Source organism: Aeromonas sp. 1805, from assembly GCF_013085525.1.
In the GTDB taxonomy this organism is placed as follows: domain Bacteria; phylum Pseudomonadota; class Gammaproteobacteria; order Enterobacterales; family Aeromonadaceae; genus Aeromonas; species Aeromonas hydrophila.
Window position 1 is genome coordinate 2,535,433 of record NZ_CP038515.1, and the last position, 23,620, is coordinate 2,559,052.

General features: G+C 64.5%; 24 protein-coding genes and 1 pseudogene. 10 read left to right on the forward strand and 15 right to left on the reverse strand.

Annotated features, from left to right (window positions below):
* Window positions 1-54: 54 nt before the first annotated feature.
* From E5E96_RS12000 to ettA, 3 genes are all read right to left on the reverse strand, one after another.
* Window positions 55-1,398: an NCS2 family permease gene (locus tag E5E96_RS12000; RefSeq protein WP_005304142.1), complete on the reverse strand. Its 1,344-nt coding sequence runs from the start codon at window positions 1,396-1,398 to the stop codon at window positions 55-57.
* A gap of 264 nt (window positions 1,399-1,662) precedes the next feature.
* Window positions 1,663-1,998 (reverse strand): hypothetical protein, encoded by a 336-nt coding sequence (locus E5E96_RS12005; RefSeq protein ID WP_041218398.1) that lies wholly within the window; start codon window positions 1,996-1,998, stop codon window positions 1,663-1,665.
* Window positions 1,999-2,161: 163 nt separating this feature from the next.
* Window positions 2,162-3,829: an energy-dependent translational throttle protein EttA gene (gene ettA / locus E5E96_RS12010; RefSeq protein ID WP_016349627.1), complete on the reverse strand. Its 1,668-nt coding sequence runs from the start codon at window positions 3,827-3,829 to the stop codon at window positions 2,162-2,164.
* A gap of 240 nt (window positions 3,830-4,069) precedes the next feature.
* On the opposite strand from ettA, the gene E5E96_RS12015 reads away from it, so the two are divergent.
* Window positions 4,070-4,645, forward strand: a complete 576-nt coding sequence (locus E5E96_RS12015) for a Crp/Fnr family transcriptional regulator (RefSeq protein WP_171282226.1) — start codon at window positions 4,070-4,072, stop codon at window positions 4,643-4,645.
* A gap of 57 nt (window positions 4,646-4,702) precedes the next feature.
* The gene (locus E5E96_RS12020) at window positions 4,703-5,212 is read left to right on the forward strand and encodes a YgjV family protein (RefSeq protein WP_171282227.1); all 510 of its coding nucleotides are present in this window, start codon (window positions 4,703-4,705) and stop codon (window positions 5,210-5,212) included.
* Between the two features lie 90 nt (window positions 5,213-5,302).
* Here E5E96_RS12020 and mtnN read toward each other — a convergent pair whose 3' ends face one another.
* From mtnN to E5E96_RS12045, 5 genes are all read right to left on the reverse strand, one after another.
* Window positions 5,303-6,139, reverse strand: coding sequence for a 5'-methylthioadenosine/S-adenosylhomocysteine nucleosidase (gene mtnN, locus E5E96_RS12025; RefSeq protein WP_171282228.1), 837 nt, complete (start codon window positions 6,137-6,139; stop codon window positions 5,303-5,305).
* Between the two features lie 108 nt (window positions 6,140-6,247).
* Window positions 6,248-7,102: a lytic transglycosylase domain-containing protein gene (locus E5E96_RS12030; protein WP_171282229.1), complete on the reverse strand. Its 855-nt coding sequence runs from the start codon at window positions 7,100-7,102 to the stop codon at window positions 6,248-6,250.
* Between the two features lie 184 nt (window positions 7,103-7,286).
* Window positions 7,287-7,610 carry a hypothetical protein gene (locus E5E96_RS22425; RefSeq protein ID WP_216368085.1) on the reverse strand — a complete coding sequence of 108 codons (324 nt, stop codon included), beginning with the start codon at window positions 7,608-7,610 and terminating at the stop codon, window positions 7,287-7,289.
* Window positions 7,611-7,664: 54 nt separating this feature from the next.
* Window positions 7,665-7,853 carry a hypothetical protein gene (locus E5E96_RS12040; RefSeq protein WP_017782097.1) on the reverse strand — a complete coding sequence of 63 codons (189 nt, stop codon included), beginning with the start codon at window positions 7,851-7,853 and terminating at the stop codon, window positions 7,665-7,667.
* 155 nt (window positions 7,854-8,008) lie between these two features.
* Window positions 8,009-8,947 (reverse strand): LysR family transcriptional regulator, encoded by a 939-nt coding sequence (locus tag E5E96_RS12045; RefSeq protein ID WP_101149413.1) that lies wholly within the window; start codon window positions 8,945-8,947, stop codon window positions 8,009-8,011.
* A gap of 330 nt (window positions 8,948-9,277) precedes the next feature.
* On the opposite strand from E5E96_RS12045, the gene xapA reads away from it, so the two are divergent.
* The 4 genes from xapA (at window position 9,278) to E5E96_RS12065 (ending at window position 13,224) form a co-directional block, all read left to right on the forward strand.
* Window positions 9,278-10,105 carry a xanthosine phosphorylase gene (gene xapA / locus E5E96_RS12050; RefSeq protein ID WP_171282230.1) on the forward strand — a complete coding sequence of 276 codons (828 nt, stop codon included), beginning with the start codon at window positions 9,278-9,280 and terminating at the stop codon, window positions 10,103-10,105.
* 25 nt (window positions 10,106-10,130) lie between these two features.
* Window positions 10,131-11,390 carry a NupC/NupG family nucleoside CNT transporter gene (locus E5E96_RS12055; protein ID WP_171282231.1) on the forward strand — a complete coding sequence of 420 codons (1,260 nt, stop codon included), beginning with the start codon at window positions 10,131-10,133 and terminating at the stop codon, window positions 11,388-11,390.
* A 62-nt stretch (window positions 11,391-11,452) separates the two neighbouring features.
* The gene (deoC, locus tag E5E96_RS12060) at window positions 11,453-12,256 is read left to right on the forward strand and encodes a deoxyribose-phosphate aldolase (RefSeq protein ID WP_171282232.1); all 804 of its coding nucleotides are present in this window, start codon (window positions 11,453-11,455) and stop codon (window positions 12,254-12,256) included.
* A 56-nt stretch (window positions 12,257-12,312) separates the two neighbouring features.
* Window positions 12,313-13,224 carry a DMT family transporter gene (locus tag E5E96_RS12065; protein ID WP_171282233.1) on the forward strand — a complete coding sequence of 304 codons (912 nt, stop codon included), beginning with the start codon at window positions 12,313-12,315 and terminating at the stop codon, window positions 13,222-13,224.
* Window positions 13,225-13,229: 5 nt separating this feature from the next.
* On the opposite strand, the gene E5E96_RS12070 is transcribed toward E5E96_RS12065, so the two are convergent.
* The gene (locus tag E5E96_RS12070; RefSeq protein ID WP_171282234.1) at window positions 13,230-14,243 is read right to left on the reverse strand and encodes an NAD-dependent epimerase; all 1,014 of its coding nucleotides are present in this window, start codon (window positions 14,241-14,243) and stop codon (window positions 13,230-13,232) included.
* A gap of 321 nt (window positions 14,244-14,564) precedes the next feature.
* On the opposite strand from E5E96_RS12070, the gene E5E96_RS12075 reads away from it, so the two are divergent.
* Window positions 14,565-15,191 carry a YitT family protein gene (locus E5E96_RS12075; protein WP_171282235.1) on the forward strand — a complete coding sequence of 209 codons (627 nt, stop codon included), beginning with the start codon at window positions 14,565-14,567 and terminating at the stop codon, window positions 15,189-15,191.
* Window positions 15,192-15,303: 112 nt separating this feature from the next.
* Here E5E96_RS12075 and E5E96_RS12080 read toward each other — a convergent pair whose 3' ends face one another.
* From E5E96_RS12080 to E5E96_RS12090, 3 genes are read right to left on the reverse strand one after another with little or no spacing between them, the layout of a single operon-like run.
* Window positions 15,304-16,092, reverse strand: coding sequence for a heme ABC transporter ATP-binding protein (locus E5E96_RS12080; RefSeq protein ID WP_045528106.1), 789 nt, complete (start codon window positions 16,090-16,092; stop codon window positions 15,304-15,306).
* A gap of 14 nt (window positions 16,093-16,106) precedes the next feature.
* Window positions 16,107-17,138 (reverse strand): iron ABC transporter permease, encoded by a 1,032-nt coding sequence (locus E5E96_RS12085; RefSeq protein ID WP_171282236.1) that lies wholly within the window; start codon window positions 17,136-17,138, stop codon window positions 16,107-16,109.
* Window positions 17,135-17,974: a hemin ABC transporter substrate-binding protein gene (locus E5E96_RS12090; protein WP_171282237.1), complete on the reverse strand. Its 840-nt coding sequence runs from the start codon at window positions 17,972-17,974 to the stop codon at window positions 17,135-17,137. Before E5E96_RS12090 ends, E5E96_RS12085 begins: the two co-directional genes overlap by 4 nt.
* A 168-nt stretch (window positions 17,975-18,142) precedes the next feature.
* Here E5E96_RS12090 and hutX point away from each other — a divergent pair, with 168 nt between their 5' ends.
* Both hutX and hutZ read left to right on the forward strand, forming a co-directional pair.
* On the forward strand, window positions 18,143-18,655 hold the full coding sequence (gene hutX / locus E5E96_RS12095) for a heme utilization cystosolic carrier protein HutX (RefSeq protein WP_011704903.1): 513 nt from the start codon (window positions 18,143-18,145) through the stop codon (window positions 18,653-18,655).
* Window positions 18,652-19,209, forward strand: a complete 558-nt coding sequence (gene hutZ / locus E5E96_RS12100) for a heme utilization protein HutZ (protein WP_024944358.1) — start codon at window positions 18,652-18,654, stop codon at window positions 19,207-19,209. Before hutX ends, hutZ begins: the two co-directional genes overlap by 4 nt.
* Window positions 19,210-19,278: 69 nt before the next feature.
* Here the strand turns inward: hutZ and E5E96_RS12105 are convergent, their stop codons facing one another.
* From E5E96_RS12105 to E5E96_RS12115, 3 genes and pseudogenes are all read right to left on the reverse strand, one after another.
* Window positions 19,279-19,683, reverse strand: a complete 405-nt coding sequence (locus E5E96_RS12105; RefSeq protein ID WP_010634919.1) for a lipoprotein — start codon at window positions 19,681-19,683, stop codon at window positions 19,279-19,281.
* 39 nt (window positions 19,684-19,722) lie between these two features.
* Window positions 19,723-20,274 carry a cysteine hydrolase family protein gene (locus E5E96_RS12110; RefSeq protein ID WP_171282238.1) on the reverse strand — a complete coding sequence of 184 codons (552 nt, stop codon included), beginning with the start codon at window positions 20,272-20,274 and terminating at the stop codon, window positions 19,723-19,725.
* A 60-nt stretch (window positions 20,275-20,334) separates the two neighbouring features.
* Window positions 20,335-21,302 (reverse strand): annotated as a pseudogene (locus tag E5E96_RS12115) (ChaN family lipoprotein).
* A gap of 188 nt (window positions 21,303-21,490) precedes the next feature.
* On the opposite strand from E5E96_RS12115, the gene E5E96_RS12120 reads away from it, so the two are divergent.
* A complete protein-coding gene (locus E5E96_RS12120) occupies window positions 21,491-23,584 on the forward strand; it encodes a TonB-dependent hemoglobin/transferrin/lactoferrin family receptor (protein WP_171282239.1) in 2,094 nt (697 codons plus the stop codon).
* Window positions 23,585-23,620 lie beyond the last annotated feature (36 nt).

Genomic DNA, 23,620 nt, shown 5'->3' on the forward strand with positions numbered 1-23,620 from the left:
AAATGCCCGTCGCTGACGGGCATTTTTGTTTGCGCTGTGTTTGTGCGTCGCGGCTTAGTGGCTGTCGACCCAGACGAACTTGAGTACGAACAGCAGAGCCACCACCAGCACGCAGGGGTTGATCTCGCGCCAGCGGCCGGTGCCCGCCTTCATCACGCAGTAGGAGATGAAGCCCACGGCGATCCCCTCGGTGATGGAGAAGCTGAACGGCATCATGACGGCGGTCATGAAGGCCGGCACCGCTTCGGTCAGGTCTTCCCACTTCACCCGGGTCAGCTCGGAGCACATCAGCACGCCCACGTAGATGAGGGCGCCCGCCGCCGCATACGCCGGCACCATAGCGGCCACCGGAGAGAAGAAGATCGCCAGCAGGAACAGCAGGCCGACCACGATGGCGGTGAGGCCGGTACGGCCGCCGACGGCGACGCCGGAGCTGCTTTCGATGAAGGCGGTGACCGAGGAGGTACCCATGAAGGCGCCGCCGACGGAGCTGGCGCTATCCACCAGCAGGGCCTGCTTCATGCGCGGGAAGTGCCCCTTGTCATCGGCCAGCTTGGCGCGGTTGGTAACGCCGATCAGGGTGCCGGAGGAGTCGAACAGGTTGACCAGCATGAAGGAGAAGATGATCCCGGCCAGGCTGATGTCGAGCGAGCCCATCAGATCCAGCTGGCCGAATACCGGCTCTATGCTGGGGGGCATGGAGACGAAGCCCTTGAAGGTGACGTCGCCAAACAGCCAGCCCAGGGTGGTGGTTACCACGATGGCGATCAGCACCGCGGAGTGGACGCCGCGGGCGGAGAAGATGCAGATCAGGAAGAAACCGAGCAGCCCCAGCAGGCAGGGCAGGGAGGTGAGGTTGCCCACCGTCACCATGGTGGCGGGGCTAGCGACTACGATGCCGGCGTTGTGCAGGCCGAGCAGGGCGATCAGCAGACCGATGCCGGCGGTGATGCCGACCCGCAGGGTGAGCGGAATGTTGGCGATGAGCCAGTAGCGTACCCGCAGCAGGGTGAGGATCAGCAGGCCCATGGCACCCCAGAAGATGGTGCCCATGCCCACTTGCCAGGAGTAGCCCATACCGGCCACCACCACGAAGGCGAAGAAGGCGTTGAGGCCCATGGCCGGGGCCAGCGCGATGGGCAGGTTGGCGAGCAGGCCCATCAGGATGCTGCCGATGCCGGCGATGAGGCAGGTGGTGACGAACACGGCCTGGGTGTCCATGCCTGCCGCAGAGAGGATCTGCGGGTTGACGAAGACGATGTAGACCATGGTCAGGAAGGTGGTGATGCCGGCGATCACTTCGGTGCGGGCGTTGGTGCCATGGCCCTTCAGGGCAAACAGACGCTCAAGCAATCCTTGCCCGGCGGCCTGTGCGGGGGCCTGGTGTGGTTGATTCATGTTGGATTCCAATAGGTGACGTGAAATAAGCAGCAGGCGAGGAGCCGGTCCCATCCATGCGGGCGTGATGCCCTGTTTCTGGTGGTTAAACAACCAGACTCGTCCTGATACCGTGACAGCGCGCACATTTTTACACAGGCGGCGCCGTTTACAAACCCCGGATCTGCGAGGCGGATCAATGAATAGAGCAAAAATTCAAACGTTTGCCCTGCCGAAAATAAAAAAGGTTCTCGCTGGAGAACCTTTTGCGCAGGCAGCTGCCCATCAGAGGGTCTTGAAGTAGCGCTCCACCAGCTGGGCCAGCACGGAGTCGAGGGTCTCCTGCACTTCCCCCAGCTCCCGCCCCAGGCGGCGCAGAAACAGGCTGGCCTGCTCTTCGGTCAGCTTGCGGCCGTCGATGAAAAACTCCTGCTCCGGCAACTGCTTGTCATAGCGGGGCAGCAGGGTCCAGTTCACCAGCTCGGGCTCCACGGCGGCGAAGATCTTGGCGGCGGCAGCGCAGAAGGTCTCGATGTGCGCCTTGCCGTCCGGCCCGAGGCAGCCGGGCTCGACCCGGATCTGGATGGTCAGTTTCTTCTCTGTGGTGGGCTGGGTCGTCATCTTGCTACATCCATGCATAAGGTATCCGTCTTGGATTGTAAGCGATCGGGCACAAGAAAGGGGAGCCTGGGCTCCCCTTGTGGCATGTGCCGGTTTACTTGGCGATGCGCTTGTCGTGATGGGAACGGTGCGGCTGATACAGAAGCCGCACTTGTTTGCCCTGTTACTTGGCGATGCGCTTGTACTTGGCGCGGTGCGGCTGGATGGCCTCGGCGCCGTAGGTCTTCTTCTTCCACTCTTCGTATTCGGTGAAGTTGCCCTCGAAGAAGGCGATCTTGCCCTCGTCCTGGTAGTCCAGGATGTGGGTGGCGATGCGGTCGAGGAACCAGCGGTCGTGGGAGATGACCATGGCGCAACCCGGGAACTCCAGCAGGGCGTTCTCGAGGGCGCGCAGGGTTTCGATGTCCAGATCGTTGGTCGGTTCATCCAAGAGCAGCACGTTGCCGCCGGTCTGCAGCAGCTTGGCCAGGTGCAGACGGCCGCGTTCACCACCGGACAGCTCGCCAACCCGCTTCTGCTGATCGGCGCCCTTGAAGTTGAAGCGGCCTATGTAGGCGCGGCTCGGGAACTCGTAGTTGCCGATGCGCAGGATGTCCTGGCCGTCGGCGACTTCCTCGAACACTGTCTTCTTGTCGTTCATGCTGTCGCGGAACTGATCCACCGAGGCCAGCACCACGGTCTCACCCAGGGTGATGGAACCGGAGTCCGGCTGCTCCTGACCCGACATCATGCGGAACAGGGTCGATTTACCGGCACCGTTCGGACCGATGATGCCGACGATGGCCCCCTTCGGAATGGAGAAGGAGAGATCGTCGATCAGCTGGCGGTCACCGTAGGACTTGCAGAGGTTTGCCACCTCCACCACCTTGTCGCCGAGGCGCGGTCCGGGCGGAATGAACAGCTCGTTGGTCTCGTTGCGCTTCTGGTAGTCGTTGGTGTTGAGCTCCTCGAAGCGAGCCATACGGGCCTTGGATTTGGCCTGACGGCCTTTCGGGTTCTGGCGAACCCACTCCAGCTCTTTCTCGATAGACTTGCGACGAGCAGCTTCCGTGCTGGCTTCTTGCGCCAGACGGGCATCTTTTTGCTCCAGCCAGGAGGAGTAGTTGCCCTCCCACGGGATCCCTTCGCCGCGGTCCAGTTCCAGGATCCAGCCGGCCACGTTGTCGAGGAAGTAACGGTCGTGGGTGATGGCCACGACGGTGCCCTCGTAGTCATGCAGGAAGCGCTCCAGCCAGGCCACGGATTCCGCATCCAGGTGGTTGGTCGGTTCGTCCAGCAGCAGCATGTCCGGCTTTTCCAGCAGCAGGCGGCACAGCGCCACCCGGCGGCGCTCACCACCGGAGAGGTGCTTGATCTGGGCATCCCAGGCCGGCAGGCGCAGGGCGTCGGCCGCGCGCTCCAGCTGGTTCTCCATGTTGTGGCCGCCCTGGGCCTGGATGATGGCTTCCAGCTCGCCCTGTTCGCGGGCCAGCTTGTCGAAATCCGCATCCGGGTCGGCGTAGGCCGCATAGACCTCGTCCAGCCGGGCCATGGCGCGTTTCACCTCGCCGACCGCCTCTTCGACCGCTTCGCGCACGGTCTGCTCCGGATCCAGCTTCGGTTCCTGCGGCAGGTAGCCGATCTTGATGCCGGGCTGCGGACGGGCTTCCCCTTCGATCTCGGTATCGATGCCCGCCATGATGCGCAGCAGGGTCGATTTACCGGCGCCGTTCAGACCCAACACGCCGATCTTGGCGCCCGGGAAGAAGGAGAGGGAGATGTTCTTGAGAATATGACGCTTGGGCGGCACTACCTTGCCGACCCTGTTCATGGTGTAAATAAATTGAGCCATTGGCTAATTCTCTTCCTTTTCAGCAGGTTAATGTCTTGACATTAACAGACTGATGTCGTGGTGGGGCCAGGTCGACGCAGGTCAACCGGGTTCCAAAAAACCCGTCGATTGTAAACCAATGGGCGAGGGGGGGCAAAGGTGGCACCCGGTCGGCCATTCCCTTTGCCGGGGCCATCACAGCCTGCTGCAACGGGGCGCCAAACTTGGCATGATGAAGGCCCTGTTTGCCCCGGAGTTTGCATGACCAGCCTGCCTTCAGCCCCGCCTCTGGCGGCCACCCTCGCCGCCATGGGGCTGTCACCCGTCATCGGTGAGCCGCTTGCCGCCAGCCTGCCCCGTTTGACCTTGCAGCCGGGTCAGCCGCTGCTGGCCCAGGGGGCGATGCAGGAGTCGGCCTTCTACCTCGAGCGAGGCATCGCCCGCGCCTGTCACTACGCCTGGGACGGGCAGGAGCGCTGCAAGGAGTTCTACTTCGAAGGGGAGCTCTGTCTGCTCTACGACAGCTGGCTCACCGGGTCGCCTGCCCGCTACCAGCTGGAGGCCGTCACGGCGCTGCAGCTGGTGCGGGTACCGCTCGCCCTGCTGGACGAGCCCGCCTGGCAGCCGGTCTGCATGGCCCTGTTGCGCCAGCAGCTGTGCTACAAGGAGCGCAAGGAGGCCTTCTTGCTGCTGCACTCCCCCGAAGAGCGCTACCGGGAGCTCTGCCGCACCTTCCCTCACTGGCCGGCGCGGCTCACTCAGGTGCAGCTCGCCAACTACATCGGCATCAGCCCGGTCACCCTGTCGCGGATCCGCCGGCGCATTAACACGGGTTAATGCCGCTCTCCGGCCATCCCCTCATGCTGCGCCATCCAAATGACGGACGAGGGGTGGATGATGTCGCTGTTTCTGTGGTCGCAACTGGTGGTGAGCCTGGCCTTGTTGCTCGATCTGTTGTCGTTTCAGTTGCGGGATCGTCGCAGGATCCTGGCCTGTCTGGCCCTCTCCTGCGCGCTCAATGCCGGTCACTTTGCCCTGCTCGGGCAGTGGTCGGCCGCCTGCCTGTTGCTGCTGGCCAGCGTGCGCTTTCTGGTGAGTATCTGGCTGGTTAGGCGCATCTTTATGTGGTTTTTCATGGGGTTGGCCTGTGCGGCTGCGCTGGCGACCTATCAGGGCGTACTCTCATTGATCGGGCTGCTGGCCAGCCTGCTGCAGACCCGGGCTGCGTTTTGCCTAGATGATCGCCTGCTGCGGCGCTGGATGCTGCTGGGTACCCTCTGCTGGCTGGCCAACAACCTGCTGGTGGGGTCGCCCGTGGCGGCACTGATGGAGGGGCTGTTTCTGGTCAGCAATCTGGTGGGTTACTACCGCCACTATGGGCGCAGGGCATGTCCGGGGAGTTGATATCGGCTGCGGGAGAAACCGTGGGGCAAGTCCTGCCTGATAGGGATTACAAAGTAGAGAGGCCGCCATAGTGGCGGCCTCTCTGGCATGTCAGGCTTTGTTGAAGCCGTTGATGAGCGCTTTTGCGTAATCGATGACGAACTGCTGGCAGTGGATGGCGGTCTGCGGATCGAACTCCTCGCCGTGCAGATCGGTGTTGGAGAGCACCCGGATGCCCACGAAGGGCACCTTGTAGGCCTCGGCTACCAGGGCGGCGGAGGAGGTCTCCATCTCTTCCGCGGCGGTATGGTAGGTCTGATGCAGCCAGTTGATGCGGGCGACCTGGCGGTTCCACTCGTCGGCGGTGCCTATGATGCCGGGGACCACCCGACCGTGACGATAACGGTCGGCCATGCCGAGGGCGCGGCCGACCAGCTCGGGATCGCCGGCAAAGGCGGAGTGTTCCACCAGCTTGCCGTTGTCGCGCAGGCGCATGGTGACCTCGAAGTTGTGCCATCTGCTCGGGTCGACGCCTTGCTCGGCGGGCGTCAGATCACTGCGGTAGGCCCCCATGTTGAAGCTCTTGGTGCCGATGACGATGTCACCCCGGTGCAGCGCCGGATCGTGGCCGCCCGCCGTGCCCTGGTTGATGACGAGGCGTGGCTGGAAGCGCTCCATGGCGAGGGTGGTGGCCGCGGCGGCATTGGCCAGCCCCACCTCGGTGCGGGAGACGACCACCGGATAGCCCGAGAGGGTGCCCTGCCAGTAGGTCCAGGCGCCCACGGTCAGCTCTTGCTTGTCCTTGAGGGCGGCCACCAGGGTCTCGACTTCGACATCCATCGCCCCCTGGATCAGGATGGGGGCGGGAGCCGGCTTGGCCGCCACGACGGCGGAGGAGAAGAGGGCAAGCAGGGTGAGCAGGCGCGAGCAGCGTTTGATGAAATTCATGGATTACCTGTAGAACGTGCGAGAAAGCGCCGGATCCTACCGAAAGGCAAACGATTGCGCAAATGCAGGTATGGTTTTTGTCAATAGCGGGCCGGCAGGGAGCCTGGCTCAGGGCTGCTTGTGGCCAGCGAAGTAGAGTACCCGCCGCACATATTGCTGGGTCTCCTGATAGGGGGGGATGCCGCCATACTGCTCCACCGATTTTTCGCCAGCGTTGTAGGCCGCCGACATCAGGGTCCAGTTGCCGTCGAAGTGGGTGTGCAGCCACTTGAGATAGGCCACGCCGCCCTTGATGTTCTGCTCCGGATCGAAGGGGCGGGTCACCCCAAAGCGCTGCTGGGTCTCGGGGATGAGCTGCATCAGCCCCTGGGCATTCTTGGGGGAGACGGCGCGGCTGTCGAGGTTGGATTCGGCGATGGCGATGGCCAGCACCAGCCGTTCGTCGATGCGGTGGCGCTTGGCGGCGTGGCGCAGCATGGTGGCCAGCTTCTGCTTGGCGGGCGACTGGCGGGCCAGATAGGCCTCCAGATTGAAGGGGGTGGTGGGAATGGCGGCGAAGTAGCCGCCGGATCCACCGACGCCGCTGCCGCACTGATCCCCCATCACGGCATTGCCGACCCGGTTGTTGTAGTAGCGGGCGGCCTGCTGGTTGCCAAGGCGGATCGCCATGGCCAGGTAGGCGTTGGCCATGCGGGGGTTGCGAACCGAGCCCGGGCCGGTGGCGAGCAGGCGGCCGATGCGAAAGTAACCTTCCGGGTTACCCGTGGTGGCGGCGGCGCAGTAGAAGTGGATGGCCTGGGTCAGGTTGCCCTGACTCTGTGCCTGCTGACCTTTCTTCAGTGCGCTGAGCGCCTTGGGCGCCTGTCTGAAATCCCTGCTTTGCGCCGCTGCCTGCCCGGTGCCGGCCAGCAACAGCGATAAAAAAAGCAGCAAAAACAGCCTGTTTTCGCTGGAACTCGACATGGATTCTCTCCTGTTGGGGTACAGAAGATATAGGGGAACATGGCCTGCTCCGCCATTAATCCAGTGGATCCTGTTGTTATGGATCCGGGTATCCAGAGATCAAAACGGTATGGAACCAATGACCGAAGCTGATGCGGCAGGGGTTGGCGACGGCTCATAAGGATCGCAGCCAGCAAAGGGGTTGCTAGATAAGCTGCCCCTGGCCAGGCTCGGCACCATCGGCACCATCGGCACCATCGGCACCATCGGCACCATCGGCACCATCGGCACCATCGGCCCCATCGGCCCCATCGGCCCCATCGATACCGTCAGCGCCATCAATACCATCAGCACCGTCCATGCCGTTGGCACCGGCGCTGCCATCGCTGCCCGGTTCAGGGAGCCACTGGCCATTGTCCGCCGGCGGACAGTCATCACCGGCCGGGCAGGGAGTGCGGGCCTGCAGCGGGGCACCGTGCAGGCAGCCAAGCAGCAACAGCAGAGAGCAGAGGGGACGAGTCGGTTTCATGGAATTGACCAGGCATGAACAAGGAGAGAGGAAGGGAGGGGCCTTGCTGGCCCCTCAGACGTCGAGGTGATAGGGCTGCTCGTCCGGCTCGGTGGCGGGCAGCTGGCGATACATCAGGCGAATTTCGCTCGCCACCCAGAGCGAGAGCAGGCCGAGCAGGCTCAGCAGTGGCGCCAGGGTGTGGCTCTGTTGCAGTCCGTAGGCAGACAAGGCGGCGCCCAGCAACAGCAGAATACGGATCATGAGGTGACTCCTTCTCATCATGGTGAGGGCGCGGATGCGTGCCCGTGTGGCACCAAGTGTGGCCAGTATACCCCAGTCGGTGCCCGGCAAACCGCCATCCGCTTCACATCCCCATCCTAAGGGCGGAGGTAGTTAAGCGCCATCCGATTAACTCATCAATCCGCGGTCGGCCGGTTCATCTGCGCGCTCATGGTGTCGATGAAGTGGCGGATCGCCACCGCGGCCGGCTGGCCGTCGCCGGGCGGGGCGTAAAGCACGCAGAGATCGGCGGGGATCGCTTGCTCGAGCCGGATGAAGCGCACGTGGGGCCACTTCTGGCGGGCGTAGCTGGCCGGCACCAGCGCCACCTGCAGGCTGGTGGCCACCACCGCCATCAGGGTGTTGGGTTCGACCACCTCCTGGTTGAGATGGGGGTAGAAGCCCTCCACCAGACAGGCGTTGATGATGAGGTCGGTAGAGGAGGAGTTGGCGCGGCTCATCAGGACGAACGGCTCCCCCGCCAGCTCGGGCAGGGAGACCAGCTTGCGATCCCGCAGCGGATGCTCGTCCGACACCACCAGCACCATGGACTCGCGATAGATGGTTTCGGCCAGCAGCGGATGGATGTTGACGGTGTCGGCGAAGCGGGCGAGGCCGAGGTCTATCTCCTTGCGCGCGAGCGCCTGTTTCTGCCGCTCGGGGGAGAGCTCGGTGAAGGTGATCTCGAACTCGGGGTGGCGCTGGTGACACTGGCGGATCACCTCGCCAAAGCCGGCCCAGAAGATGGAGCTGACCAGCCCGATGCGGATCTGGTTACGCTCCATGCGCCCCGCCTGCACCACCCGGTTGAGGCCGCTTTCCAGCACGTCGAACAGCAGGGCGCACTCGGCCTGCAGCAGCCGGCCGGTGGCGGTGAGGCTCACCTGGCGGGTGTGGCGCTCGAACAGCGCCAGCCCCAGCAGGGATTCGAGTTCCTTTATCTGGGCGCTGAGCGGCGACTTGGAGACATTGAGCTGCAGGGCGGCCCGGCTGAAATGCCCCTGGCTGGCCACCGCATGGAAGTAGCGCAGCATCTTGAGGGTGACGCGATCGCGCCAGTGACTGTCGAGGGCCAAGCGACCTCCTTCGGTGGCTGATTGAGGGCCGGGTGCGATCCCCGTCAAAGTTTGCGCGACCGGTGCGTGCGGCAGCAGGGCCGCTGCGCGGCGGATGGTCGATCCGGCTCACACCTTTGCCGGTCCGTTTTGACCGTGGCGGGACTGGCTGGCGGCAAAACGGGGCCAATCAGCGCCATTCATGCCAGTTCCTTTGGTTTTCAGCCATCTCCCGGCGGGAAATTGTGCTGAAAATCAGGATAGTCAGGCCGATTTTAGCGATTTTTATCGCCCAATACCTCCCCTAGAGTGAGCGCCATGTCCCATTTACAGCCTCAAGAGGTGCAGCTCATGCAACAAGATCCGGTACTCAACGCCGTCGCCACCATTCTCGCCCGCAAGCCGGGGTTTGCCCCCCGCGCCGCCATGATCCTGGGCTCCGGCCTCGGTGTGCTGGCCGATGCGCTGGAGGAGAAGGTCACCATTCCCTACGAGGAGCTGGACGGCTTCCCGGTCAGCACGGTGGCCGGCCACAGCGGCGAGCTGGTGCTCGGCAAGCTGCACGGGGTGGATGTGGTCTGCATGAAGGGGCGCGGCCACTACTACGAACACGAAACCATGAAGGTGATGACCACCCCGGTGCGCACCTTCAAGCGGCTGGGCTGCGAGCTGCTGCTGGTGACCAACGCGGCCGGCTCGCTGCGCCCGGAGCGGATCGGGGTCGGCTCCCTGGTCATCTTCAACGATCACATCAACACCATGCCGGGCACCCCCATGACGGGCGCCAATGACGAGGCCTACGGCCCGCGCTTCTTCAGTCTGGCCAATGCCTATGACAAGAGCCTGCGCAGCGAGGCGCTGGCGCTGGCCGAGCGGGAGGGGATCGCCGTCAATCAGGGGGTGTTCGTCTCCTACAGCGGCCCCTGTTTCGAGACCGAGGCCGAGATCCGCATGATGCAGATCATCGGTGGCGACGTGGTGGGGATGTCGGTGGTGCCAGAAGTGGTCAGCGCCGCTCACTGTGCGCTGCCGGTGCTGGCCATCTGCGCCATCACCAACATGGCGGAGGGGCTTGGCGACGTGCAGCTCTCCCATGAGCAGACCCTCAAGTGCGCCAAGCTGGCGGAAACGGACTTCATCCGCCTCATCAACGCCTTTATCAAGCACCACTTTCAGTAAGCAGGGAACGACCAGGAGGTCAGTTATGTTTGCAGCAGGATTTCTCGGTATGGCGGCGCTGATCCTCATCGCCGTGCTCGCATCGACCAACCGCAGGGCCATTAGCCTGCGCACCGTGGGGCTGGCGCTGGCCTTGCAGGTCGCCATCGGTGCCCTGGTGCTCTATGTACCGCTGGGGCGCCGGGCGCTGGAGGGGATGGCTCACGGGGTCGACGCCGTGCTGGCGAGCGGCAAGGCGGGCATCCACTTCCTGTTTGGCAACCTGGTCAACTTCTCGGTGGACGGCATCGGCTTCGTGTTTGCCCTCAACGTGCTGCCGCTGGTGGTGTTCTTCTCGGCGCTGATCGCCGTGCTCTACTATCTCGGCATCATGCAGCTGGTGATCCGCTTCATCGGCGGCGCCATGGCGCGACTGCTCGGCACCTCCCAGACCGAATCCATGTCGGCGGTGGCCAACGTCTTCGTCGGCCAGAGCGAGGCGCCGCTGGTGGTCAAGCCCTACATGCCCAAGATGAGCGATTCGGAGTTCTTCGCCGTCATGTGTGGCGGCATGGCCTCGGTCTCCGGCACCGTGCTGGCGGGTTACGCCATGATGGGTGTCGACATGCAGTACCTGCTGGCCGCCTCCTTCATGGCGGCGCCGGGCGGGATCCTGTTCGCCAAGCTGATCATTCCCGAAACCAGCCAGCCGGACTATGTGTTCGACAACAGCATCCAGTTTGACGGCAAGAAGCCGGAGAACGTGCTGGCGGCGGCAGGCGAGGGGGCCAGCAGCGGCCTCAAGCTGGCGGCGGCCATCGGCGCCATGCTGATCGCCATGATCGGCCTGGTGACCCTGGTCAACACCCTGCTGGGCGGGGTGGGGGAGATGGTGGGCATGCCGCTCTCCCTCGAGCTCATCCTGGGCTGGATCTTCTCGCCGCTCGCCTTCCTGCTCGGGGTACCGCTGGCGGACATCGGCATCGCTGGCGCCATGATCGGCAAGAAGCTGGTGGTGAACGAGTTCGTGGCCTACAGCGACCTCTCCCCCTACCTGAAAGACGCCAGCACTGTGACCGCCGCCGGCCTGCAGGTGCTGGAGGAGAAGTCCAAGGTGATCATCAGCTTTGCCCTGTGCGGCTTTGCCAACCTGGCCTCCATGGGGATCCTGATCGGTGGCCTCGGCACCCTCTGCCCTTCCCGCACCGAGTTCATCGCCCGCTACGGCCTGCGTACCGTGCTGGCTGCCACCTGTTCCAACCTGATGAGCGCCGCCATCGCCGGGATCTTCTTCTCCCTGGCCTGAGCGTCCCATCCTTTATCCCGGGGCGCTGCGGCGCCCCTTTCTTATCCCGACAGGAGCCTTCCATGATTCCAGCTACTGCTTTTGCACCTGCCTGCGCCGCCACCGAGGCCGCCAGCCGAGCCATCCACTTGATGGATCTCACCAGCCTCAATGACGATGACCACGACGCGCGCATCATAGCGCTCTGCCATCAGGCGCAGACCCCGGTCGGCAACACCGCTGCGGTCTGTATCTATCCGCGCTTCGTGGGGCTGGCCAGGCTCACCCTAGCGGCCCAGGGCACCCCCGAAATCAAGGTCGCCACCGTGGTCAACTTCCCCCACGGCGACGATGAGTTGGATGTCGTGCTGGCCGAGACCCGCGCAGCCCTGCTCGATGGCGCCGACGAGATCGATCTGGTGATCCCCTGGCGTGCGCTCAAGGCGGGGGACGAGGCACCTGCCCGGGCACTGGTGCGCGGCTGCAAGGCGTTGTGCGGAACGCGGCTGCTCAAGGTGATCATCGAATCCGGCGAGCTGCAGGAGCCCGCGCTTATCCGCGCCGCCTCCCTGCTCGCCATCGAGGAGGGGGCCAATTTCATCAAGACCTCCACCGGCAAGGTGCCGGTCAATGCCACCCCCGAGGCGTGTCGCATCATGCTGGCGGCCATCGCCGAGTGCGGTGCGCAGAATCGGGTGGGTTTCAAGGCGGCAGGCGGGGTGAAAAGCGCGCAGGAGGCGGGGGAGTATCTGGCCATGGCGGCCGCACTCTTTGGCGATGAGTGGCTGGTTGCCGATCGCTTTCGCTTCGGCGCCTCCAGCCTGCTTGGCCAGTTGCTGGCCACTATCGAAGGCAAGAAGCCGGTTGCTGCCGACGGCAGTTATTGAATCATTCCAATCCAGTGCGGCGCCCGGCGGGGCGCCCCTTTGCACAGGTGCATGCCATGTCCCATCCCCGTTTTCATTTCGTGCAGGCCCACGGCAAGGTGCTGCTGTTCACCCTGCTCATCAGCCTCTCCTTTCCCATCGGCAGCGCCCTCACCGCGGTGTTGGACCCATTGGTGGTGACCTGGGCGCGCTACCTGCTGGCGGCGCTCACCTTCGTGATTCTGCTGGCGTGTCAGCGCCGTCTCGCGCTACCTTCGCTGCGGGATCTGGGGCGTTATACCCTCATCTCGCTGCCGGCCCTCTGCTACTTCGTCGCCATGTTCGTGGCGTTGCAGGAGACCAGCGCCCTCGATGCCAGCGCGCTCTACACCACGGTGCCCCTCATCAGTGCGCTGGCCAGCATGCTTGTTCTGCAGCGCCGCATCGGCTGGTCGATGGCGTTCGCCCTGCTGGGGGGCATGGTGGCGGCCGCTCTCATCATCTTTCGCGGTGAGCTGAGCCAGCTGGCGAGCCTGAGCCTCACCCCCAGCAACCGCATCTATCTGCTGGGCTGCGTGGGGATGGCACTCAACCCCATACTGGTGAAGCGCTACTACCGGGGCGAGTCGTTTGCCCACCTCACCTGCTGGACCCTGATCTGCGCCACCCTGCTGCTTACCCTGGTGGTGGCGCCGCGGCTGCTGACAACCGACTGGCAGCAGGTGTCGCTGCCGCTCTGGCTCGGCCTTGCCTATCTGGCGCTGTTTGCCACGGCGCTCAGCTTCTTTTTGTTCCAGCAGGGGAGCGTGGTGCTGCAGCCGGAGCAGGTCTCGGCCTACACCTACCTGATCCCGGTGCTGGTGTTGTTGACCGGCATGCTGAGCGGGGAGGAGGTGATCTGGCGGCAGGTGGGCTGGGGCGTGCTCGGCGTGCTGCTGACCATGGCGGTCATGGTGCTGGTGCCCGCTCGGCAGGCACGCCGTGCCTGAATGGGTCAGCGGGCGGGCTGGTAGTAGTCGAGATACCAGCGTACGAACGCGGCAACCCCTTCCTTGATGGAGGTGGCGGGGCGCAGGCCGGTGAGGGTGTGGAGGGGCTCGCTGTCGGCCCAGGTGGCGTGCATGTCGCCCGCCTGCATCGGCAGCATCCGCTTGATGGCGGGCCTGTCCAGCGCCTGTTCCAGCGCCTCGATGAAGTCGAGCAGCCGCACCGGCTGACCATGGCCGATGTTGAGGATGCGATAGGGGGCGGCGCTCTCGGCCGGGCTCTGCTCGCCGGCGTGCCAGTGAGGGTTGGGGCGGGGCGGCAACTCGGCGACGGCCAGGATCCCCTCGACGATGTCGTCGATGAAGGTGAAGTCGCGGCTGAGATCGCCCTGGTTGTAGACGTCGATGGGTTCGCCCGCCAGGATGGCGCGGGTGAACTTGGCGATGGCCATGTCGGGCCGGCCCCAGGGGCCGTAGACGGTGAAAAAGCGCAGCCCCGTGGTGGGCAGGCCGTAGAGCGCCGAGTAGGCGTGGGCCATCAGCTCGCCGCTCTTCTTGGTGGCGGCATAGAGGGAGACCGGGTGGTCCACCTGCTGATCGGCACTGAACGGCAGCTGCTCGCCCATGCCGTAGACCGAGCTGGAGGAGGCGTAGATCAGATGCCGGATGCCGTGCTGGCGGCACCCCTCCAGCACTGTCAGCATGCCGGTGAGGTTGCTCTCGCTGTAGGCAAACGGGTTTTCCAGCGAGTGGCGCACCCCCGCCTGGGCACCCAGGTGGAGCACCCGCTCGAACTGCCCCTCGGCAAACAGGGCGGCCATGCCGGCCTGGTCTGCCAGCTCGCCCTGCACGAAGCGAAAATGGGGGAAGGGGGTCAGCATCGCCAGGCGAGCCTCCTTGAGGCTCACTTCGTAGTAGTCGTTGAGGTTGTCCAGCCCCACCACCTGATGACCCGCCTCGCACAGCCGTCTGGCCACGTGAAAACCGATAAAGCCGGCGGCGCCGGTGACCAGATACTTCATGGTTGGGGTCCTGTGCAGATCATGGGGCTCCTGACGGTGATGGGAAAAGGGGCTGCGCGCTTTGTAGCAGAGCCGGCGCATCTGTGCCATGGCAAGCCGCCCGTGTCGGCGCAGCGGGGGCGGCTCAGGCGCGGCATGCTGCATCTTGGTGCAGCGGCTGTCAATGGAGAATGACAGGCACCAAAACGGGGCGTGGGCGGCAACTATTGTGATCATGGTCGCAAAAAATAGACTGAACCCCATAACGAAGCCCTGCGGACAGGGCTCGCGCCCGCCAGACGGGCAACTGACACTCTTTCACTTCGCTATTGGATACCGGTTATGGACAACACCCCTGGCTCGGCGCACTCCGTTCGGACTGCGCACCCCCTCTATGAAGACGTCATCGCCCTGCTGACCGCGGCCGGCTTCGTCTCCCTCGGCATCTTTCTGTTTCATCAGGTCGGTCTGCTCACCGGCGGCACCGCCGGGCTGGCGCTGCTGCTGCAGCAGGTGACGGGGCTGAGCTTCGGCCTGCTGTTCTTCGGCATGAACTTGCCCTTCTATGCCCTGGCCTGGTTCAGGATGGGGCCGCGCTTCACCCTCAACACCTTCGTCTCGGTGGCGGCGGTCTCCTTCATGACGGATCACCTCAACGCCGTGCTGCAAATCGGCAAGATTGAGCCGGTCTACGCGGCGCTGATAGGCGGTACCCTGATCGGCATGGGGTTGCTCATCATGTTTCGCCACAAATCGAGCCTGGGCGGCTTCAACATCCTGGCGCTGTTTATCCAGGATCGATTCGGCATCCGCGCCGGCAAGCTGCAGATGGGGCTGGATTGCACCATCGTCATCGCCTCTTTCTTCGTGGTGCAACCCTGGATCCTGGCGCTCTCCGTGGTGGCGGCCATCATCTGTAACCTGGTGTTGACACTCAACCACAAGCCGGGCCGCTATCAGATCGCTTGACGAGAAAAGAATCATATGAGGCTGTTTGGCAGGCGATTAGCCTGCCCGCCTTGCAAACAAACAGAGCGCCTGATGGCGCTCTGTTGCTATCTGCCGCACGGCCATCACCGCATCACACCACCATGGGCAGCCCGCTTTCGGGGTGGAGGATCACCTGGGCCGGGTAGTCGTAGAGCCGATCGATGAGATCAGGCGTCAGCACCTCGCGCGGGGTGCCGTCTGCCATCACTCTGCCCTGTTCCAGCATCACCAGCCGGTCGGCGTAACGGGCCGCCAGATTGAGGTCGTGCAGCACCACCAGCACGGCGGTATGGCGGGCGGCGAGGGCGCGCGCCATGGTGAGCAGCTGGTGCTGGTACTTGAGATCGAGCGCCGAGGTGGGTTCGTCGAGCAGCAGCAGCCGGGCTTGCTGCGGTTCGTCCGGTGCCTGCCAGATCTGGGCCAGCACCCGGGCGAACTGCACCCGCTGGCGCTCCCCGCCGGAGAGGCCGGGATAGAGCCGGCCGGCCAGGTGATCGACCCCGGCATGGGTCATGGCGGCCCGGACTATCTGGTCGCGCCGGCTGGCCGGTTCGCTGTGGGGCAGCCGGCCCATGGCCACCACCTCCTCGCACAGGAAGGGGAAGTTCAGGGACGAGCTCTGCGGCAGCACCCCAACCCGATGGGCCAGCTCGGTGCCGGCCCACTCCTGCCGTTCCCGACCAAACAGGCGGATCTCCCCCTGATGTTCCAGCTCGCCGGTGAGGCATTTGAGCAGCGAGCTCTTGCCGGCGCCGTTGGGGCCGAGCAGGGCGGTGAGGCTGCCCGCCTGCAGGCTGAGGTCGAGCCTGTCCAGAATGGGGCGGCCACCCCGGCTGAGGCTGAGCTGGCGACAGTGCAGCAGGGTCGATGAAGCAGACAAGAGGAGTCCTCCGGTTAAAGCGTCCGGCGGCCCTTGACCAGCAGCCAGATGAAGAAGGGGGCGCCCAGCAGGGCGGTGATGATGCCGACCGGCATCTCGGCCGGCGCCAGCAGGGTGCGGGCCAGCATGTCGGCGCCCAGCAGCAGGGCGGCCCCGAGCAGGGCGGAGAGCGGCAGCAGCCGGACGTGGTTGGGGCCGGTCAGCAGCCGTACCAGGTGGGGCACCACCAAACCGACGAAACCGATCATGCCGGCCACCGCCACCGCCACGCCGACCCCGGCGGCGGTGAGCAGGATCAGCCGCCGTTTGAGGGACTGCACCTGGATGCCGAGGTGGCGGGCCTCCCCTTCACCCAGCAGCAGGGCGTTGAGGGGGTTGGCATCGCGCAAGAACAGAATGAGCAGGGCAACCAGGGTCAGCAGCGCCAGCGCCACGTCTACCGGCTTGCCCGCCGCCAGCGACCCCATCTGCCACAGGCTCAGGTTGCGCAGCATCTGATCGTCGGCGAGATAGGTGAGCAGGCCGATGACGGCGCCGGACAGCGCGGTGACGGCCACCCCGGCCAGCAGCATGACGGTGACCGAGGTGCCGCCTTCCCGGGTGCCGAGCAGATAGACGAGGGTGGTGGTCAGCGCTCCGCCGAGAAAGGCGAGCAGGGGCAGCAGGCCGATGCCGAGCAGGCTCTGCCACTGCTGGCCGAGGGGGGCCAGCAGCACGATGGCCAGCGCCGCGCCGAGTGCCGCGCCGCCGGAGACCCCGATGATGCCGGGGTCGGCCAGGGGGTTGCGAAACAGCCCCTGCATCACGGCGCCGCAGAGGCCGAGAATCCCCCCTACGGCGATGCAAAGCAGGGTACGCGGCAGGCGGATCTCCTGCACGATCAGCAGCTTGTGAGCCTCAATCCCGCTCCCTTGGCCGGCGAACAGGGCACGCAGGCTCTCGCCAAAGGAGAGGGCCATGGGGCCGGTGGCCAAGGATCCGACCAGCAGCAGCGCCAGAGCGCCGCCGGTGAGGCACAGCAGCCAGGGCAGTGGCAGACGCATCATGAACCCAGCTTGATCCACTTGGCGATCTGGCTGGCCTGCTGCAGCGAGGTGAGGCTGAGCCCCCCTTGCAGGGCGTGACCGTCGATGGCGTGGATGGCCCTGTTCTTGCCGGCCGGGGTGGCGGAAAGGGCGGGCACCTGGCTCAGCACGGTTTCAGGATCCTGATACTGCTGCCAGTCGCGGCCGCTCACCAGCACCAGATCGGGCTGCAGCTCGATCAGGGATTCGGTGGAGACGGGCTTGTAGTCTTGCAACTGGGCCACCGGGTTGACGCCGCCGGCCAGGGTGAGCAGGGCACTGGCGGTGGTGTTGCCGCCGGCGATGCTGGTGGGCTGGCCCTTGTGCAGCAGCAGGAAGACCACCTTGAGCGGTTCGTTCTGCTTCGCCTGGGCGGCCAGCTGCTCGCTCTGGGTCTGGATCTCGGCCTTCAGGCGGGAGCCGGCGGCCGGATCCTTGAGCAGGGCGGCCAGGGTATCGATGCGCTGGTTGAGGTTGGCGAGGGTGGGGGCGGTGGGCAGCACGTCCACCTCGACCCCGGCCCGGCGCAACTGCTCCAGGGCGGGCGGTGGCCCCATCTCGTCGCTGCCGACCAGCCGGGTCGGCGCCAGGCTCAGGATCCCTTCGGCGGCAAGAGCGCGGTGATAGCCGACCCGTGGCAGGTTTTTCGGCTCTGGGCTGCTGATGTCGGTGGCGATGAGGCTCTGCTCACCGCCCAGCGCCAGAATGAGTTCCGTGGTGGCCGGGCCTATGCTGACGATACGTTCCTGCGCCAGAACGGGCAGGGACCAGGCTGAGCAGCCGAGCAGGCTGAGTGCGAGGGCAAAACGACGGCCCATGCTAACCTCCGAAGGGTGAATGAAGTTGGGTTGCCGCCGAGAATATCAAGCCGTCGAAAAAAATGCACTGAGAATGAAAGCGATTATCAATTGCGTTGGTTTGGGGCCTTCATTACAGTATCCGCCATGACAGAACAGGGATGCCACAGGCACCCCAAGGGAGAACCGATGAGCATTGCACAACGCATTCATGGGCTGCTGGAACAAGATCCCAGCGCTCACCCATCCACCATCGCCGCCGAGCTGGCCGTCAGCGAATGGGAAGTGGTACGCCACCTGCCGGCCGAGCTGGTCACCCTGGTGCCCGCCGAGCAGGCCGAAGCCCTGCTGGCGGATCTGGCCGACTGGGGCCAGGTGACCACCATCGTCGAGTCCGACGGCTCCATCTTCGAGGTGAAGGCCCCCTTCCCCCGTGGCAAGAGCGCCCGCGGCTACTACAACCTGATGGGGCGCGACGGCGAGATGCACGGCCACCTCAAGCTCGACAACGTGGTCGGCATCGCCCTGGTCAGCAAGCTGTTCATGGGCAAGGAGGGGCACTCCTTCCAGTTCTTCGGCCACAGCGGTCGCTGCATTTTCAAGGTCTATCTGGGGCGTGACGAGCAGCGTCAGCTGCTGCCGGCCCAGGTGGAACGCTTCATGGCCCTGCGCCACCAGTATCAAGAGGAAGTCAAAGCATGAGTGAACGTCAGGAGCGTCTGCAGAACCGCCTGCAACCGGAGATCCGCGAGTTTCGCGACGGTTGCCGCACCCTGCAGCTGGCGACGGTGGACAGTGAAGGCAACCCCAATGCCAGCTATGCCCCCTTCGTGCTGCAGGAAGATGGCTACTATGTGCTCATCTCCGAGATCGCCCGCCACGCCCGCAACCTGCAACAGGTGCCCAAGGTGTCGCTGATGCTGATCGAGGACGAGAACGGAGCCCGCGAACTGTTTGCCCGCAAGCGCCTTACCTTCGATGCGGTGGCCGAAGTGGTGGCCCGTGACGACGAGCGCTGGGAAAAGGCCATCGCCGCCCTGGAAGGGCGCTTCGGCGAGATAGTCAAGGGGCTCTCCAACCTCAAGGATTTCGTGCTGTTTCGTCTCAAGCCCGAGCAGGGGCTGTTCGTCAAGGGCTTCGGCCAGGCGTTCCGGGTCTCAGGCGACGAGCTGGTGGACTTCGTCCACCTGGTGGAAGGGCACAAGCGCGTCGACAACGGCGCCGAGCTGACCAGCCCGGCCGATGCGCCGGTCTGATCCACGCGATCACCAACATGACAAAACGGGCAGCCCTGGGGCTGCCCGTTTTTTATGGACGGTTTTCCCTCAATCCTGCCAGGAGGCCTTGTTGGGGAAGGCGTCGCGGTCGGCCCGGGTGGCGGTCTCGTTGCACTCGCCCCGGATCTTCCAGGAGGTCTGGCTCAGTACTATGTAGCCTTCACGGCAGTATTTGCGCTCGGCCAGCGCCTGGGTGAGCTGGGCATCCTGCAGCGCTTCACGCCGCTCCAGCAGGCTCTTGCTGCGACTCAGGCGGCTGCCGTCATCGTCCTGCAGGCGGGTGGGCAGGGTATCGAGCGGGGCGGCTTCGAAGGTGAAGCGCTTGCTCCCCTCCTCGTTGATGTGGGTCCTGAACAGGGGGGCCGGGCCATCCGGCTGGCGCCCCGGCAGGCCTGAGCAGGCGGTGATTGCCGGTAACAGCAGCGTGAAGGCAACGGCAGAGAGTAGACGCACACAAGACTCCAATCGGGTGATCGCTTCAGAGCGGACAGATTAACATGCCGGCTCGGGTTGGGTGGCGCCGAGCAGCTCATCCGTCGTGAGCAGGGTCACGCTTCTGCCTTTTGGCAGGCTGAGGTGACGCCACATCCAGTGATGGTGCTCGATGATCTGCTCCGCGCTCAGGTGGGGCCTGTCCGCCGTGGTATGGGCGTCGGTCACCGCCACCACCTCGAAGCCGCGGGCGGCGGCGCTGCGCAGCGTGGTGTCGACGCAAAAGTCGGTGGCACAGCCGCAGACGAGCAGCCTGTCCACCGCCTGTTCTGCCAAGAGGAAACCGAGCTCGGTGTCGAGGAAGCTGTCGCAGGCGGTCTTGCGTACCCGGCTGTCATGCCCCTGCGGGGCGAGATCGGCGTGCAGCTGCCAGCCCGGGCTGGCGGGATCCAGCTCGGTGCCGGGTTCGTCGTGCTGCACATAGATGACACGACCCTGTTTTGCCCGCACGCGTTCGGCCAATCGATTGATATTGGCGATGACCTGAGTGTCCTGATGGCGAGGCTGGGTGAACAGCCCCTGTTGCATGTCGATGACCAGTAACACATCCATATGAAATCCTTGGGCAAATGTTTGTCAGGGTGGCAGCCACTGGGCTCCTCAGACGCAAGGTCAGGGTTGCAGCCACTGGCTGCAGTCACGACTGCGGGATTGATGCAGTGCGCCCATATCTTGCTTCATTTCATCGGCATTTAGCCAGCGTTCCGGCAGGGGGCGATGCCGACCCGCACGTCGGCAACCCGGCCGGCCGCTGCTTGACCGTCACCCGCTTGCGGCGTCGTCAGCTCCGGCACGACCAGCGCCACCTTGAGATCCGGGTTGCGGCTGGCGATGCGGCTGGCCAGCCCCAGCCCGCCCTCTACGTGGAAGTTGCCGGCGATGTGCATGATGCGCTGGCCTGGGTGGCTGCGCAGGTAATCCACCATGCTCTCGGCCATGGTGTCGTCCCAGCTGGTCTGGGCGGCAAAGCGGCGGGCGTTGCTGTCGGCATCGCCATGATGGAGCGAGGCCATGAACTTCTGGCGATAGGGGTCATCGCCGAGGGTGAGGGTGCGGGCCAGCTGGCTGCGACGGCTGGCGGGCAGCTTCTCCAGCCAGGCCGGCCCCTCCTGGCCGACACAGCTCACCAGCGGTTTGGGCGCATTGGCGGCGATGACCGGCAGGTGGTGCGCCTTGGCGAACTCCACCAGCGGGCGATAGTCGCTCTGGTAGTTGGGCCAGGCGTTGCCGTCACGAATGAGCGCCGCCTCGCCGATGCGACCGGCCAGGTAGGCATCCAGCACCGGCTGATCGGCGCGGCTGAACTGCTCCATGGAGAGCACCAGAGGGCGACCGTCTGCGGCCAGGCCCGCCAGCATTCTGGCCTGCAGCAGGTGCACCGCCGGATGGGTGTGCAGCTCGCCGACCAGCACTATGTCGGCATCCGCCACCCGGGCCAGGGCCTGTTCGAGGGTCAGATCGTTCCCCTGGGTGGCCTTGAGCTGATAGTGGTAGAGGGTGCCGGCATCGTTGACGGGGGCCGTCGTGGCACAGGCGGCCAGCAGCAGGGGCAGGGTGAACAGGGGCAGTAGTCGGGTCATGGATGTCTCGCAGCGATGAGGTACCTGCACCATACAATGGCAGCATGGCGGGCGGGAAAACAGAGGGGCGTAGTGTAGAACCGAATTATGACAAAAGAAAATGAGAATGATTCCGTTTATTATTGATCTTTGTTGAGAGGTGGGTAAGATGCCAGCTGTTTGATAACAGTTCTCAATAAGGATTTGCAGTGGCCCATAACAACACCCTATCGCTGGTCGCCCTTGCCGTGGCGGCCGGCCTCGCTTCCCCGGTTTTTGCGGCGGACAAGAAAGCAGATGAAGTCATGGTGGTCAGTGGCTCTCGGATGGAGCAGAAACTGGAGGATGTCTCCGGCCCCATCTCGGTCATCACAGCCGAACAGATTGAAGAGCAGGTGGTGAGCAACGTCGCCGACCTGTTCCGTTACGAACCGGGCGTCACCGCCCTCGGCGGCGCCGGCGACGCCCAGACCTTCATCATTCGCGGCATGGGCGAGAACCGGGTCAAGATAGTGCGCGACGGCGTGCGCCAGAACGACGCTTACAAGAACGGCGGCGTGGGTCAGAGCTATTTCGACACCGACATGATCAAGCAGGTCGAGGTGGTCAAGGGACCGGCCTCGGCAGCCTACGGCTCTGATGCACTGGGCGGCGTCATCGCCATCACCACCAAGGATGCGGCCGATTTCCTCAAGGGTCGTGACAGCTACCTGGATGCCACCACCGGCTATGCCTCCAGCAGTCACCAGAAGATGGCCGGCGTTACCGGGGCCCTGCGCGCCGGCGCGTTCGAGAACCTGCTGCGCTACACCTGGCGTGACGGCGGGGTGACCCAGAACTACGACGGCGACAAGAACGAGTTCGACATTGTCAGCCAGGCCGTGCTGTTCAAGAGCCAGTGGAACCTGAGCGATGCCCAGTTCCTCAAGCTGACCGTCGACTACTTCAACGAGGGGCAGGACCCCGATGCCGTCGACCTCACCAAGGCGGGCTCGGTCTTCAACCAGCCGATCACCGACAAGGAGACCGACAACCTGTCGCTGGTGCTGGATCACGGCATCGCCCTGAACGCGCCCTGGGTCGATCGCATCGACAGCAAGATCTACTACGCCCGCACCAAGCAGACCATGGATCAGTACGCCTCTTCCAAATACCCGGTGCGGCCGACCAACCCCTACGTGACCAAGAACTCGCTGGACAACAACGGTTTCGAGCAGAAGAGCCTGGGTGCCCAGCTGAAGTTCAGCAAGGCGCTGGCGAGCCAGCGGCTGGCCTGGGGCCTGGAGTATGAGCACACCGACAACGAGCGGACCCGCTTCAAGGCGCCGACCGTGCCGGGGGATTTCGTCGGCTACAACGAGCTGAGCTTCCCCTCCACCACCACCGAGCACGGCGCCCTGTGGGCGTTTGACGAGCTGAAGTTCGGCGAGCGCTGGGTGTTGACGCCGGGTGCTCGCTACGACTACTACCGGATGAACCCAGATCAGGATCCCGCCTACACCGGCGAGAACCTCAAGCGCTTCTCCGAAGGGGAGTTCTCGCCCAAGCTGGGGCTGGTGTTCAAGGCGCACGAGGCGGCCAACCTGTTCGCCCAGTACAGCCACGGCTACAAGACCCCCATGTATGACAACGCGTTCTCCACCCTGAACCACCAGGCATACGGCTATCGCATCGAGCCCAACCCGAACCTCAAGCCCGAGAGCAGCGACGGCATCGATCTGGGGGTGCGCGGCAGCGCCGGCGGCTTCAGCTATGAAGTGGCCACCTTCTACAACAAGTTCGACGACTTCATCGAGCTGGCCGGGGTCGGCACCGAGGGCCGCACCGCGCTGTATCAGTATCAGAACCTGGACAAGGCAACCACCAAGGGGGCCGAGGCCAAGGCGGACTACTGGCTGAACGATCTGGTCAACGTCTGGGGCAACCTCTCCTACATCGAGGGCAAGGATGGCGACGGCAACTACATCAACAGCCTGAGCCCGCTCAAGGGGACCCTGGGTGTTCGACTGGAGCAGCCCAACTGGAACATCAACACCGCCCTGCGCTTTGCCGACGACATGAGCAAGGTGGGCAAGGATGCCAAGGGCAACGACAACATCAAGAGTGCGGGCTGGGGCGTGGTGGACATCTATGCCCAGTTCAAGCCGGTGCAGGATCTGCAGTTCAACGTGGGCGTCTTCAACTTGTTCGACAAGGAGTACGTCAACTACGAGAGCATCACCGGCCAGAGCGCCAGTGCCAGCACCAGCCGCCAGACCGAGCCGGGTCGCAACCTGAGTGCACGGGTCAAGTACGTGTTCTGATGAATGCACACCACGACAAGGGGCCTGCGGGCCCCT

Excerpts from the sequence above, each read along its gene's own strand:
- hutZ (WP_024944358.1), top strand. The coding sequence starts at position 18,652 with ATGAGTGAACGTCAGGAGCGTCTGCAGAACCGCCTGCAACCGGAGATC.
- deoC (WP_171282232.1), top strand. The coding sequence starts at position 11,453 with ATGATTCCAGCTACTGCTTTTGCACCTGCCTGCGCCGCCACCGAGGCC.
- E5E96_RS12015 (WP_171282226.1), top strand. The coding sequence starts at position 4,070 with ATGACCAGCCTGCCTTCAGCCCCGCCTCTGGCGGCCACCCTCGCCGCC.
- E5E96_RS12070 (WP_171282234.1), bottom strand. The coding sequence starts at position 14,243 with ATGAAGTATCTGGTCACCGGCGCCGCCGGCTTTATCGGTTTTCACGTG.
- E5E96_RS12085 (WP_171282236.1), bottom strand. The coding sequence starts at position 17,138 with ATGATGCGTCTGCCACTGCCCTGGCTGCTGTGCCTCACCGGCGGCGCT.
- E5E96_RS12040 (WP_017782097.1), bottom strand. The coding sequence starts at position 7,853 with ATGATCCGTATTCTGCTGTTGCTGGGCGCCGCCTTGTCTGCCTACGGA.
- E5E96_RS12000 (WP_005304142.1), bottom strand. The coding sequence starts at position 1,398 with ATGAATCAACCACACCAGGCCCCCGCACAGGCCGCCGGGCAAGGATTG.
- E5E96_RS12020 (WP_171282227.1), top strand. The coding sequence starts at position 4,703 with ATGATGTCGCTGTTTCTGTGGTCGCAACTGGTGGTGAGCCTGGCCTTG.
- E5E96_RS12065 (WP_171282233.1), top strand. The coding sequence starts at position 12,313 with ATGTCCCATCCCCGTTTTCATTTCGTGCAGGCCCACGGCAAGGTGCTG.
- hutX (WP_011704903.1), top strand. The coding sequence starts at position 18,143 with ATGAGCATTGCACAACGCATTCATGGGCTGCTGGAACAAGATCCCAGC.
- E5E96_RS12110 (WP_171282238.1), bottom strand. The coding sequence starts at position 20,274 with ATGGATGTGTTACTGGTCATCGACATGCAACAGGGGCTGTTCACCCAG.
- xapA (WP_171282230.1), top strand. The coding sequence starts at position 9,278 with ATGCAACAAGATCCGGTACTCAACGCCGTCGCCACCATTCTCGCCCGC.
- E5E96_RS12030 (WP_171282229.1), bottom strand. The coding sequence starts at position 7,102 with ATGTCGAGTTCCAGCGAAAACAGGCTGTTTTTGCTGCTTTTTTTATCG.
- E5E96_RS12075 (WP_171282235.1), top strand. The coding sequence starts at position 14,565 with ATGGACAACACCCCTGGCTCGGCGCACTCCGTTCGGACTGCGCACCCC.
- ettA (WP_016349627.1), bottom strand. The coding sequence starts at position 3,829 with ATGGCTCAATTTATTTACACCATGAACAGGGTCGGCAAGGTAGTGCCG.
- E5E96_RS12090 (WP_171282237.1), bottom strand. The coding sequence starts at position 17,974 with ATGGGCCGTCGTTTTGCCCTCGCACTCAGCCTGCTCGGCTGCTCAGCC.
- E5E96_RS22425 (WP_216368085.1), bottom strand. The coding sequence starts at position 7,610 with ATGAAACCGACTCGTCCCCTCTGCTCTCTGCTGTTGCTGCTTGGCTGC.
- E5E96_RS12005 (WP_041218398.1), bottom strand. The coding sequence starts at position 1,998 with ATGACGACCCAGCCCACCACAGAGAAGAAACTGACCATCCAGATCCGG.
- E5E96_RS12055 (WP_171282231.1), top strand. The coding sequence starts at position 10,131 with ATGTTTGCAGCAGGATTTCTCGGTATGGCGGCGCTGATCCTCATCGCC.
- mtnN (WP_171282228.1), bottom strand. The coding sequence starts at position 6,139 with ATGAATTTCATCAAACGCTGCTCGCGCCTGCTCACCCTGCTTGCCCTC.